Source organism: Streptomyces sp. NBC_01235 (assembly GCF_035989285.1).
In the GTDB taxonomy this organism is placed as follows: Bacteria; Actinomycetota; Actinomycetes; order Streptomycetales; family Streptomycetaceae; genus Streptomyces.
Genome location: NZ_CP108513.1, coordinates 5,271,375 through 5,282,977, shown reverse-complemented (window position 1 = coordinate 5,282,977; position 11,603 = coordinate 5,271,375). Strand labels below are relative to the sequence as shown.

11 protein-coding genes and 1 pseudogene are annotated in these 11,603 nt (G+C 70.1%); 6 read left to right on the top strand and 6 right to left on the bottom strand.

What is annotated here, in order from left to right:
- Positions 1-3: 3 nt before the first annotated feature.
- Positions 4-927 (top strand): hypothetical protein, encoded by a 924-nt coding sequence (locus OG289_RS23315; protein ID WP_327315986.1) that lies wholly within the window; start codon positions 4-6, stop codon positions 925-927.
- A gap of 41 nt (positions 928-968) precedes the next feature.
- Here OG289_RS23315 and OG289_RS23310 read toward each other — a convergent pair whose 3' ends face one another.
- Complete coding sequence (locus tag OG289_RS23310; RefSeq protein WP_327315985.1) at positions 969-3,338, bottom strand: HAD-IC family P-type ATPase; 2,370 nt, start codon at positions 3,336-3,338, stop codon at positions 969-971.
- A 94-nt stretch (positions 3,339-3,432) separates the two neighbouring features.
- Positions 3,433-3,717 (bottom strand): DUF2530 domain-containing protein, encoded by a 285-nt coding sequence (locus tag OG289_RS23305; RefSeq protein ID WP_327315984.1) that lies wholly within the window; start codon positions 3,715-3,717, stop codon positions 3,433-3,435.
- 117 nt (positions 3,718-3,834) lie between these two features.
- Between OG289_RS23305 and OG289_RS23300 the strand changes: the two genes are divergently transcribed.
- The gene (locus OG289_RS23300) at positions 3,835-5,286 is read left to right on the top strand and encodes an NCS2 family permease (RefSeq protein WP_327315983.1); all 1,452 of its coding nucleotides are present in this window, start codon (positions 3,835-3,837) and stop codon (positions 5,284-5,286) included.
- Positions 5,287-5,301: 15 nt separating this feature from the next.
- On the opposite strand, the gene OG289_RS23295 is transcribed toward OG289_RS23300, so the two are convergent.
- Positions 5,302-5,484: a ribbon-helix-helix protein, CopG family gene (locus OG289_RS23295; RefSeq protein ID WP_057600791.1), complete on the bottom strand. Its 183-nt coding sequence runs from the start codon at positions 5,482-5,484 to the stop codon at positions 5,302-5,304.
- Positions 5,485-5,634: 150 nt separating this feature from the next.
- On the opposite strand from OG289_RS23295, the gene OG289_RS23290 reads away from it, so the two are divergent.
- Both OG289_RS23290 and OG289_RS23285 read left to right on the top strand, forming a co-directional pair.
- Positions 5,635-6,072, top strand: a complete 438-nt coding sequence (locus tag OG289_RS23290) for a MarR family winged helix-turn-helix transcriptional regulator (RefSeq protein WP_327315982.1) — start codon at positions 5,635-5,637, stop codon at positions 6,070-6,072.
- A 25-nt stretch (positions 6,073-6,097) separates the two neighbouring features.
- Complete coding sequence (locus tag OG289_RS23285; RefSeq protein ID WP_442818942.1) at positions 6,098-7,486, top strand: MFS transporter; 1,389 nt, start codon at positions 6,098-6,100, stop codon at positions 7,484-7,486.
- 222 nt (positions 7,487-7,708) lie between these two features.
- On the opposite strand, the gene OG289_RS23280 is transcribed toward OG289_RS23285, so the two are convergent.
- Positions 7,709-8,227 carry a GNAT family N-acetyltransferase gene (locus OG289_RS23280; protein WP_327315981.1) on the bottom strand — a complete coding sequence of 173 codons (519 nt, stop codon included), beginning with the start codon at positions 8,225-8,227 and terminating at the stop codon, positions 7,709-7,711.
- Positions 8,228-8,278: 51 nt separating this feature from the next.
- On the opposite strand from OG289_RS23280, the gene thpR reads away from it, so the two are divergent.
- Positions 8,279-8,881: an RNA 2',3'-cyclic phosphodiesterase gene (gene thpR / locus OG289_RS23275; protein ID WP_327315980.1), complete on the top strand. Its 603-nt coding sequence runs from the start codon at positions 8,279-8,281 to the stop codon at positions 8,879-8,881.
- 327 nt (positions 8,882-9,208) lie between these two features.
- Here thpR and OG289_RS23270 read toward each other — a convergent pair whose 3' ends face one another.
- The gene (locus OG289_RS23270) at positions 9,209-10,198 is read right to left on the bottom strand and encodes an aldo/keto reductase (protein ID WP_327315979.1); all 990 of its coding nucleotides are present in this window, start codon (positions 10,196-10,198) and stop codon (positions 9,209-9,211) included.
- A gap of 139 nt (positions 10,199-10,337) precedes the next feature.
- Between OG289_RS23270 and OG289_RS23265 the strand changes: the two genes are divergently transcribed.
- Positions 10,338-11,267 carry a nuclear transport factor 2 family protein gene (locus OG289_RS23265; protein WP_327315978.1) on the top strand — a complete coding sequence of 310 codons (930 nt, stop codon included), beginning with the start codon at positions 10,338-10,340 and terminating at the stop codon, positions 11,265-11,267.
- A gap of 26 nt (positions 11,268-11,293) precedes the next feature.
- Here the strand turns inward: OG289_RS23265 and OG289_RS23260 are convergent.
- Positions 11,294-11,568: pseudogene (locus OG289_RS23260) on the bottom strand (Uma2 family endonuclease); the annotation flags it as partial.
- Between the last annotated feature and the right edge of the window lie 35 nt (positions 11,569-11,603).

Below are 11,603 nucleotides of genomic sequence, written 5' to 3'. Positions count from 1 at the left end.
CACATGCGCATACGCGCCACCGTGGTCGCCGTCACCGGCGCCGTGGCCCTGTCCGCCTTCGCCATGCCGGCCGCACAGGCCACCGGCAGCGACTCGCACAGCTCCGTCGACACCTTCACGGCCCTCCACGCGGCCGCCTCCGGCAAGAGCGCCTTCACCGGTTCGACCGCCGACAGCGGCACCCCGTACGCGCTGGACGCCAAGTTCGGCAACGTCAAGGTCAACAACGGCAAGCCGATCGTCGCCGGCACCAGCGGCAAGGTCACCGCCCCGGTCACCTTCACGGTCACGCACGGCGCGGGCGTCGACGTCACCGCGGACGACACCGAGCTGGACCTGCTCCTCTACCGCGGTTCGTACGACGACCCGGCCAACTTCCTCCTCGGCGACGACTACCCGGCCTGCACCAACACCTCGGCCACGGTCGCCACCTGCAAGGGCACCATCGACGTCTACCCGGCCGACGAGCTGGAGAACGCCGACGCCACGACGTGGAAGGCGGCCGGCTACATCGTCGACTGGAACGACGTCGACCCGAACGCCGACGACGTCGACTTCAGCAAGGTCGGCTACGCCGAGGGCGACACCCTGGCCACCACCAAGCTCCAGCGCCTGTCCAAGCTGACGGTCAACGCCGCCCCGGAGCCGGTGAAGAAGGGCAGGACCATCACCGTCACGGGCCGCCTGACCCGCGCCAACTGGGACACCGCCACGTACACCGGTTACGCCGGCGTCTACGCCCAGCTGCAGTTCCGCAAGAAGGGCGCCACCACCTACAGCACGGTGAAGTCGGTCAAGACCACCTCGACCGGTGGGCTGGGCACCACCGTCACGGCGAGCGTGGACGGCTACTACCGCTACATCTTCGTCGGCACCACCACCTCCCCGGCGGCCACCGCCGCGGGTGACTTCGTCGACGTGCAGTAGGGAACGAGCGGCAGGACCGGCTTCCCGGTCCACGCCGAGCGCTAAGCGGGAACGCGGCGGTCGACCCATTTCCAGGAGAACTCCAGGGCGACCGCCGCCACCGCGGCCACGCCCACCGCGATCCACGGCATCGTCTCTCCGACCAGCTTCAGTGCGAAGAAGTGCTGGAGCCACGGGACCACCAGGACGAGCAGGAACGCCGCGCCCATCGAGGCCACCAGCAGCACCCGCCACCAGGTGTACGGGCGGGCGATGATCGCCAGCACCCACATCGAGACCAGGAACAGCGTGAGGGTCGCCGCGCTGGTCTCGGCGTCCAACGAGCCCTTGCCCACGTAGTGGTGACGGGCGATCAGGTACGTCACGAAGGTCGCGACGCCCGCGATCAGGCCGCCCGGGATCGAGTACCGCATCACCCGTCGTACGAAGTGCGGGCGGGCCCGTTCCGTGTTGGGGGCGAGGGCGAGGAAGAAGGCCGGGACGCCGATGGTGAGCGTGGACAGCAGGGTCACGTGGCGTGGCAGGAACGGGTACTCGACCTGCCAGCACACCACCAGCAGGGCCAGCAGCACCGAGTAGACCGTCTTCACCAGGAACAGGGTCGCCACGCGGGTGATGTTGCCGATGACCCGTCGGCCCTCCGCCACCACCGACGGCAGCGTCGCGAAGCTGTTGTTCAGCAGCACGATCTGCGCGACCGCCCGGGTGGCCTCGGAGCCCGACCCCATCGCCACGCCGATGTCGGCGTCCTTCAGCGCGAGGACGTCGTTGACGCCGTCCCCGGTCATGGCGACGGTGTGCCCGCGGGACTGGAGCGCGCCGACCATGTCCCGCTTCTGCTGCGGGGTGACCCGCCCGAACACCGTGCCCTCGTCCAGGGCCCGCCCCATGCCGTCCTGGTCCTGGGGCAGCCGGCGGGCGTCCACCGTGCCGCCGTCGAGCCCGAGCTTCGCGGCCACCGCCCCCACCGACACCGCGTTGTCGCCGGAGATGACCTTGGCGTGGACGTCCTGCCGGGCGAAGTAACGCAGGGTGTCGGCGGCGTCGGGCCGCAGCCGCTGTTCGAGGACGACGAGGGCGGCGGGCCGGGCTCCGCGTGCGGGTTCGGGGTCGTCGAGGTCGCGGGCGGCGCGGGCCAGCAGCAGCACCCGCAGACCCTGCTCGTTGAGCCGCTCGGTCTCGGCGAGGGCGGGGGAGCCGTCGGCCAGCAGCACGTCCGGCGCCCCCAGCAGCCAGGTGCCGCTCTCCCCGTTGCCCTCGCTGAAGCTGGCGCCGCTGTACTTGCGGGCGGAGGAGAAGGGCAGGGACTCGGTGCAGCGCCATTCCTCGGCGTCCGGGTAGGCGTCGATGATCGCCTGGAGGGAGGCGTTGGGCCGCGGGTCGGACTCCCCGAGAGCGCCGAGCACCTGCTGTACGTACGTCTCCTCGAAGTCGTCGAGCGTCCTGAGCCCGGTGACGTCCATGCCGCCCTCGGTGAGGGTGCCGGTCTTGTCCAGGCAGACGGTGTCGACGCGGGCGAGGCCCTCGATGGCCGGGAGTTCCTGCACCAGGCACTGTTTCCGGCCAAGCCGGATGACGCCGATCGCGAAGGCGACGGAGGTGAGCAGGACCAGCCCCTCCGGGACCATCGGGACGATGCCGCCGACGGTGCGGGCGATCGACTCCTTGATGTCGTTGTTCTTCACGAACAGTTGTGTGACGACGAGGCCGATGGCGGCCGGGATCATCATCCACGTCACGTACTTGAGGATCGTGGAGATGCCGGAGCGCAGCTCGGAGTGGACCAGCGTGAAGCGGGAGGCCTCCTCGGCGAGCTGGGCGGCGTAGGCCTCGCGGCCGACCTTCGTGGCCCGGAAGGCGCCGCCGCCGGCCACCACGAAGCTTCCCGACATGACCTGTGCGCCCGACCGCTTCACGACGGGGTCCGCCTCGCCGGTGAGCAGTGACTCGTCGATCTCCAGCCCGTCCGCCTCGACGCACACCCCGTCCACGGCGACCTTGTCACCGGGGCCGATCTCGATGACGTCGTCCAGGACGAGTTCGGAGGTGGAGACCTCGGTCGCGGTGCCGTCGCGGCGGACGGTGGGGCGGGCCTCGCCGACGACCGCGAGGGAGTCCAGGGTCTGCTTCGCCCGCCACTCCTGGATGATGCCGATGCCGGTGTTGGCGAGGATCACGAACCCGAACAGGCCGTCCTGGACGGGCGCGACGGCAAGCATGACCAGCCACAGGACGCCGATGATCGCGTTGAACCGGGTGAAGACGTTCGCCCGGACGATCTCGCCGACGGTGCGGCTGCTGCGGACGGGGACGTCGTTCACCTGACCGCGCGCGACGCGGTCCGCGACCTCGGCGGCGGTCAGACCGGTCGCCGTCGTCGGCACGGAGGCGGGGGCGTCGGTGTGGGCCATGGAATCGACGGTACGTGCGGATTTGGGGGTTCACCCGTCGGAAGGGGCGAAGATCCGACCTGGGGAGGACCTGGCTGGTACGCCGGTTGTACGCCTACTCGACGGCCTCCGCCTTGGTGACCCCGGCCGCCGCCTCCCGCTTGATCGCCGCGTCGCGCTTGCGGACGTACCAGATGCCGATGAGTCCGAGCCCGGCGCCGGCGAGGCAGGTCCACAGCCACCACAGACGGCCGTGGTCGTCGAACCAGCCGTAGAAGGGGAGCTGGACGACGAAGAGGACGAACCAGAGGATCGTGCCGCCGGTGATGGTGGCGACCACGGGGCCCTCCAGGGGCTCCGGCGCCTCGTGCTTGGTGGGTCCCGAGAAAAACGCGGCCATGGGGCACAGCTTACGAGGAGGTCACATCTACGCGCGGAGATGGCTGATTCGAACACTATACGTTCATACTGAAACGGTTTGTGTCCGACCACTTCTCTTCGTAGGAAACGCCAAAACATGCCAACGTCGGCCCCCGCCAAGGTCCCCGCCCCTGAACAGCCGGGAGCCACGCCCCTCTTCGGCGCCCTCGACCGCTACTTCCGCATCTCCGAGCGGGGCAGCACGCTGCCGCGCGAGATCCGGGGCGGCTTCGCCACCTTCTTCGCCATGGCGTACATCATCGTGCTGAACCCGATCATCCTCGGCAGCGCGAAGGACATGTACGGGCACCAGCTCGACAACGGTCAGCTGGTCACCGCCACCTGTGTGACGGCGGCCTTCACCACCCTCCTCATGGGTGTGATCGGCAACGTCCCCATCGCGCTGGCCGCCGGCCTCGGCGTGAACTCGGTGGTCGCGCTCCAGCTCGCGCCCCGGATGTCCTGGCCGGACGCCATGGGCATGGTCGTGCTCGCGGGCTTCGTGGTGATGCTCCTGGTCGCCACCGGTCTGCGCGAGCGCGTGATGAACGCGGTGCCCTTCGGCCTGCGCAAGGCGATCTCGATCGGTATCGGCCTGTTCATCATGCTGATCGGGCTCGTCGACTCCGGCTTCGTCAGCCGCATCCCGGACGCGGCCCACACCACCGTCCCGCTCCAGCTCGGCGCCGACGGTCACCTGAACGGCTGGCCGGTCCTCGTCTTCATCCTGGGCGCCCTGCTCACGCTGGCCCTGATCACCCGCAAGGTGCCCGGCGCGATCCTGATCTCGATCGTCGCGATGACCGTCCTCGGGCTGATCATCGACGCCGTCGCCACCGTCCCCTCCTGGGGCCTCACCACCCCCGAGTGGCCCGGCAACCCCGTCGCCACCCCCGACTTCGGTCTCATCGGCGAGGTCAGCCTCTTCGGCGGGTTCGACGAGGTCGGCGTGCTGACCGGCGTCCTCTTCGTCTTCACCGTCCTGCTGTCGTGCTTCTTCGACGCGATGGGCACGATCATGGGCGTCTCCGACGAGGCCAAGCTGACCAACGCCAACGGTGAGATGCCCGGCATCAACAAGGTCCTCTTCGTCGACGGCCTCGCGGTCGCAGCGGGCGGCGCCAGCTCCTCCTCCGCCACCACCGCCTTCGTGGAGTCCACGGCCGGCGTCGGCGAGGGCGCCCGCACCGGCTTCGCGAACCTCGTCACCGGCGGCCTGTTCACCGTCGCGCTGTTCCTCACGCCGGTCGCCACGATGGTCCCGTCCCAGGCCGCCACCCCCGCGCTGCTCGCGGTGGGCTTCCTGATCCTGGCGGGCTCGGTCAAGGAGATCGACTGGACCGACTACACCATCGCCATGCCCGCCTTCATCACGATGGTGATGATGCCGTTCACCTACTCGATCACCAACGGCATCGGCATGGGCTTCATCGCCTTCGTCCTGCTGCGCCTGGCGGCCGGGCGCGGCCGGGACGTGCCGGTGCCGATGTACGTGGTCGCCGCCGTCTTCACCTTCTACTACCTGATGCCGGCCCTCGGCCTCACCTGAACCGCGTAACGCGGTTCAGGTGAGCCCGTAGAACTTCTCCGTCTCTTCGACGGCGGTCTGGAACCGCTCGTCGAAGTCATCACGAATGAGCGTCTGGACGACATAGTCCTGGACGCTCATTCCCCTTTTCGCGGCATGCTGCCGGAGCCGTTCGAGCAGCTCTCCGTCTATCCGCAGGCTGAGCACACTGGTCCCCATGAGACGAGGGTCGCGGGCGCGTACCGCAATCCGGTCACTTTCCGCTGCCTACTCACTCGTTCGAGTGATGGAGAGGTTTCCGTGGCCAGGGTCACGGGAATTCCGGCGCGCCCAGCTTGTTTAGCGAGGGTAATGAGTTATCCTAAAGAGATGCCTGACCTAAGCCATGGCGACGACGCTGCCGCCGTGAACTCCCTGCGATCAGCCGTGATGCGGCTGTCCCGTCGCCTCAAGCACCAGCGGGTCGACGAGTCGCTGAGCCCCACCGAGATGTCGGTGCTCGGCACCCTCTCCATCTGCGGCAGTGCCACGCCGGGCGAGCTCGCCCGCAAGGAGCATGTGCAGCCGCCCTCGATGACCCGCATCGTGGCCCTGCTGGAGGCCAAGGGTCTGGTCCGGCTGGAGCCGCACCCCGAGGACCGGCGCCAGAAGGTCGTCACGAAGACCGAGCAGGCCGAGGCCATGCTCGCGGAGAGCCGCACCAAGCGGAACGCCTTCCTGGCCACCCTGGTCGACGGCCTCGACGAGGACGAGTGGGCGAAACTGCGCGCCGCCGCCCCCGTGCTGGAGAAACTCGCACACCTGTAAGCAGTATCTGAGGAGGCGAACCCTGTTGAGTTCGGGACCCGGAGCAGACTCCGCCCCCGCACCGACCACCCACGACACCGCCCCCGGTGACCGCGCCGGGGGCTCCCGCAAGTCCTCGATGTTCGGCTCCCTGAGGATCAGGAACTACCGCCTGTTCTTCCTCGGCCAGGTCGTCTCCAACATCGGCACCTGGATGCAGCGCATCGCACAGGACTGGCTGGTCCTCAGCCTCACCGGCTCCGCGACCGCCGTCGGCGTCACTACGGCCCTGCAGTTCCTGCCGATGCTCCTCTTCGGCCTCTACGGCGGCGTCCTCGTCGACCGGCTCCCCAAGCGCCGCGCACTGCTGTTCACGCAGTCCGCGATGGCCCTCACCGGGATCGCGCTGGCCGCTCTGACCCTCACCGGCCACGTCGAGGTCTGGCACGTGTACGTGGCCGCCTTCGCCGTCGGGCTCGCGACCGTCGTCGACAATCCGGCCCGCCAGTCCTTCGTCTCCGAGATGGTCGGCCCGGCCCAACTGCAGAACGCGGTCAGCCTCAACTCCGCCAACTTCCAGTCGGCCCGCCTCGTCGGCCCCGCCGTCGCCGGTCTGATGATCACCGGCGTGGGCACCGGCTGGGCGTTCCTCGCCAACGGCCTGTCCTTCATCGCGCCCATCGCCGGCCTGCTGCTGATGCGGGCCCGCGAACTGCACGTCGTCGAGCGCGCGCCGCGCGGCAAGGGCCAGCTACGAGAGGGGCTCCACTACGTCGCCGGGCGCCCCGACCTGATCTGGACCATCGTGCTCGTCGGCTTCATAGGGACCTTCGGCTTCAACTTCCCCGTCTACCTCTCCGCCTTCGCCGACGACGTCTTCCACGCCGGCGCCGGCTCCTACAGCCTCTTCAACACGCTGATGGCGGTCGGCTCGCTGATGGGCGCCCTGCTGGCGGCCCGGCGCGGCACGGCCCGGATGCGGGTGATGATCGCCGCGGCGGTGGCCTTCGGCGCGATGGAGATCGTCGCGGCGGGCGCCCCCTCCCTCTGGCTCTTCGCCCTGTTCATGGTCCCGATCGGCATGTTCGGCATGACGGTCAACGTCACCGCCAACACCACCGTCCAGATGGGCACCGACCCGGCCATGCGCGGCCGTGTGATGGCCCTCTACATGATGGTGTTCATGGGCGGCTCGCCGATCGGCGCGCCGATCGCCGGCTGGGTCACGGACGCGTACGGCGTCCGGGCGGGCCTCGCGGCGGGCGGCGTGATCTCGGCCGTCGCCGCCGTCACCATCGGCCTGGTCCTGGCCCGCGTCGGCAACCTGCGCATGTCGGTGGGCTGGAACCACGGGCACCCGCGGGTGCGGTTCGTCCCGCGCGAGAGCGAGGGCGAGCGCGAGCCCGGGGAGCGTGAGCTGGCTCCGGCGTCGTAGTGCCGGTGCGGCATCGGTGCGACATCGGCGCGGTGTCGGTGTGCGGCACGGGCGCGACACCGGTGGGTGACCCGGACGGACCGCCCATCCGGACACCCACTCGTGCCACGCCGTGCCGCGCCACCCTGTGTCGCGTCCGTGCCACGCCACGCCACGCCGTGCCGTGCCGTGCCGCACCCGTGCAAGCCGCTGCAGCCGCCCGCGCACTGCACCGCCCGCGAGTCACACCCTCCGGGCCAGCACCTGCCCCGGCCAGTCGCCGTTCGCGGTGTACGTCTCCATCGGGGTGAAGCCGTTGCTCTCGTAGTAGGCGACGAGCTTGCCGTCGTCGCCCGCGTAGCAGTCCACCCGGAGCAGGGAGACGCCCGCCTTCCGGGTCACCTCGGCGGCGTGCGCCAGCAGGGCGCTGCCCACGCCGTGGCCCTTGAAGCGGCGGTCGGAGGCGAGCCAGTGGATGTACCGCTCGGGCTCGCCGGGCGGCGGGAGATGGGCGAGGTAGGCGCCGGGCGCGTCGGTGAGGGTGAGCGTGGCGGCCGGCACGCCGTCGGCCTCGGCGATGTACACGTCACCCTTGTCCATGTACCGGGCGACCGACTCCACCGTCTTCGTGTGTTCCGACAGGGGCTCCGTGCCCCACTGCCTGGTGCGCCCCTGTGAGACCAGCCACTCGACACTGCTGTCGAGCATGCCGAGTATCACGGGGATGTCGTCGGGTCCGCCTTCTCTGATCGTGATCCGCATGTCGTCCATCATGGCGGGCTTCCGGCCCTGCCTGCCGGGAAAATCGGGGGCATGAGACTCTTCGCCGCCGTGCTGCCCCCGGAGGACGTCGCCCGTGAACTCGCCGCTGAAGTAGCGGAGTTGCGCAGCCTGCCGGGCGCGGAGGGGTTGCGCTGGACAGGCCGCCCCGGCTGGCACTTCACCCTCGCCTTCTACGGCGAGGTCGACGACGACCTCGTACCGGAGCTGTCGGCGCGGCTGAAGCGGGCCGCGCACCGCGGTGCGCCGTTCGCGCTGGCGTTGCGCGGTGGAGGGCAGTTCGGGCACGGGCGGGCGCTGTGGGCGGGGGCGGCCGGAGACGTCCCGGCGCTGCGGCTGCTGGCCGACCGGGCGGAGGCGGCGGGGCGGAGGGCGGGCGTGGAGATGGGCGAGCACCGCCGCTACAAGGCCCACCTCACGCTGGCCCGCAGCCGGGACGCGGTGGACGTGCGGCCCTACGTCGAGGCGCTGGACGCCTTCGAGGGCCGTACCTGGACGGTGGGGGAGCTGGTGCTGGTGCGCAGCAGCCTGCCGAGGTCCGGGGTCGCGGGGGAGCAGCCGCGCTACGAGCCGGTCGGACGTTGGGCGCTGGGGCCTGCCCGGCGGATCAGGCCGCAGGAAAGCAACGGCGAGTGATCGGCGCCGGTGAGCGGGGGCGACGGGCCCTTGCGCGAGCGCGTTCGAGCGTGGGGGAGCCGGCAACTGAGGACAGCGCGACGGGGGGTCCCCCTCTCGGGGGGAGCGCGTGCCGGACTCCGCGTCTGCGGCAGGGTCCGCCGGACAGGTTCTGGGCGGGGCCGGTTAGTCTCGACGCGTGGACCCGAAGACCCGGAACCGGATCATGGCCGGTGCGCTCGTGCTGATGTTCGTGGTGGTGGCGGTGGCGGCGGCGGTCGGAAGATGACCGACGCCGGCCGCCACCGCGCCCTGACCTGACCTGACCTGCGATGCCCTGAGGGCGCCCTACCAGGCGAAGGCCTCCGGGGACGGCCCCGGGCCGGGGAAGATCTCGTCCAGACCGGCCAGCAGCTCCTCGCTCAGCTCCAGCTCGACCGCGCGCACGGCGGAGTCGAGCTGCTCGGCGGTGCGCGGGCCGACGATCGGGCCGGTCACCCCGGGCCGGGTGAGCAGCCACGCCAGAGCGGCCTCGCCCGGCTCGACACCGTGCTTCTCGAGAAGGTCCTCGTACGCCTGGACCTGCGCGCGCAGCGCGGTGTTGGCGAGGGAGTCGGCGGCCCGGCCGCTCGCCCGGCGCCCGCCCTCGACCTCCTTCTTGATGACGCCGCCGAGCAGACCGCCGTGCAGCGGCGACCACGGGATGACCCCGAGCCCGTACTCCTGCGCGGCCGGCACGACCTCCATCTCGGCGCGCCGCTCGGCGAGGTTGTACAGGCACTGCTCGCTGACGAGACCGTACGACCCGCGCCGGGCGGCGACCTCGTTGGCCTGGGCGATCTTGTAGCCCGGGAAGTTGGACGACCCGGCGTACAGGATCTTCCCCTGCTGCACCAGCACGTCGATCGCCTGCCAGATCTCCTCGAAGGGAGTGCGCCGGTCGATGTGGTGGAACTGGTAGAGGTCGATGTGGTCGGTCCGCAGCCGCTTGAGGCTGGCGTCGACGGCCCGTCGGATGTTGACGGCGGAGAGCTTGTCGTGGTTCGGCCAGGCGTCGCCGTCGGCGGCCATGTTGCCGTACACCTTGGTGGCGAGGACGACCTTGTCGCGCCGCTCGCCGCCTTTCGCGAACCAGTTGCCGATGATCTCCTCGGTACGGCCCTTGTTCTCGCCCCACCCATAGACATTGGCCGTGTCGAAGAAGTTGATGCCCGCGCCGAGCGCCGCGTCCATGATCGCGTGGCTGTCGGCTTCGTCGGTCTGCGGGCCGAAGTTCATGGTGCCGAGGACGAGGCGGCTGACCTTGAGTCCGGTGCGTCCGAGCTGCGTGTACTCCATGACACTCAAGCCAACGACGTGGAGTGCGCTCTATGCAAGGAGGATTCACGCTAACTGGGGGTTAGCGCTTCCCTGTGGGTGGCGCTGAGTGCTAGCTTGAACTTTCAAGATTCCCTCCCTTGATCGGAGCTGGACCGTCGTGACCCCCACCACGTCCGCACGCCGGGTACTTTTCGCCGCGCTCGCCGCGAGTGCCCTGTTGGGAACGGCGGCGGTGCCCGCGGTCGCCGCCACACCGTCCGCGCCGCACCACTCGGTGCGCCACGGCGACGGCGCGCGGCTCGACCGCCAAAAGGCCGTGGCCGTCAGCGTCCTCAAGGGCGTGTTCGAGCGGGGCGACACCGGCGTCGTCGACGCGTTCGTCCGGCCGGACTACATCCAGCACAACCCGCTCGCGCCCGACGGTGCCGAGGCGCTGAAGAACCTCGCGGCAGGGGCGCACCAGCAGTTCCCGCAGGCCTCGTACGACATCAAGCGGGTCATCTCGGACGGCGACCTGGTCCTCGTGCACTCCAATGTCGTGCTGACGCCGGGCACCCGGGGCATGGCCGTCTTCGACATCTTCCGCTTCCAGGGCGGGAAGATCGCCGAGCACTGGGACACCGGGCAGAACGTGCCGGAGACCACCGCCAACGGCAACGACATGTTCTCGACGGTGAGCCGGCCGCGAACCGAGTCGCCGGGCCCGCGGTGGCTGACGGCCCACAACAAGAAGCTGGTGGGCGCGGCCTTCGAGCAACTGATCGTGCGCAAGGACCTGTCGGCGCTCGACAGGTACTGGGGGCCCGAGTATCACCAGCACAACCCCGACATCGCGGACGGCATCGCCGGTGCGAAGACGGGGCTCGGGGCGTACTTCGAGGCGTTCCCCCAGTTGTCGGTCTCGCCGAAGCGGATCGTCGCCGAAGGGGACCTGGTCGCCGTCCACAGTCACTACGTGAACGCGCCGGGCGAACGGGGCCAGGCGGTCGTGGACCTCTTCCGCGTGCGGAACGGCAAGATCGTCGAGCACTGGGACGTCCTCCAGGACGTCCCGGCCACGTCGGCGAACGACAACACGATGTTCTGACCCGGCGGGCGGCGGGCCGCGGGCGGTCAGCCGCGGGGGAACTCGTCGGTCTTGAAGGTGAGGTCGATTTCGGTGCCGGTCAGGTCGGTGCCGGTGCCGAAGTCCACCCGTGTCCAGTTGGCGCAGTCGTCGTCCTTGGGGTCGGTGTGGACGTAACACCGCCCCTGGTAGGGATCGGTGATGACATGGACAGGGATCTCGGCGACGGCTGGGCGGTCTTCTTCGGGCCGTAGTCGTTGGCGGCCGTCCCCTCGGAGATGACTTCGGCGACGAACCCGACGTCCTGGTACCGCCGGCGGCCCCGGCCACGAGCTCGTGCGGGCCCGTGAACCGCCG

Bases quoted from the DNA above. Each gene is read 5' to 3' on its own strand.
- OG289_RS23315 (WP_327315986.1), top strand. From the start codon at position 4: ATGCGCATACGCGCCACCGTGGTCGCCGTCACCGGCGCCGTGGCCCTG.
- OG289_RS23310 (WP_327315985.1), bottom strand. From the start codon at position 3,338: ATGGCCCACACCGACGCCCCCGCCTCCGTGCCGACGACGGCGACCGGT.
- OG289_RS23305 (WP_327315984.1), bottom strand. From the start codon at position 3,717: ATGGCCGCGTTTTTCTCGGGACCCACCAAGCACGAGGCGCCGGAGCCC.
- OG289_RS23300 (WP_327315983.1), top strand. From the start codon at position 3,835: ATGCCAACGTCGGCCCCCGCCAAGGTCCCCGCCCCTGAACAGCCGGGA.
- OG289_RS23295 (WP_057600791.1), bottom strand. From the start codon at position 5,484: ATGGGGACCAGTGTGCTCAGCCTGCGGATAGACGGAGAGCTGCTCGAA.
- OG289_RS23290 (WP_327315982.1), top strand. From the start codon at position 5,635: ATGCCTGACCTAAGCCATGGCGACGACGCTGCCGCCGTGAACTCCCTG.
- OG289_RS23280 (WP_327315981.1), bottom strand. From the start codon at position 8,227: ATGCGGATCACGATCAGAGAAGGCGGACCCGACGACATCCCCGTGATA.
- thpR (WP_327315980.1), top strand. From the start codon at position 8,279: ATGAGACTCTTCGCCGCCGTGCTGCCCCCGGAGGACGTCGCCCGTGAA.
- OG289_RS23270 (WP_327315979.1), bottom strand. From the start codon at position 10,198: ATGGAGTACACGCAGCTCGGACGCACCGGACTCAAGGTCAGCCGCCTC.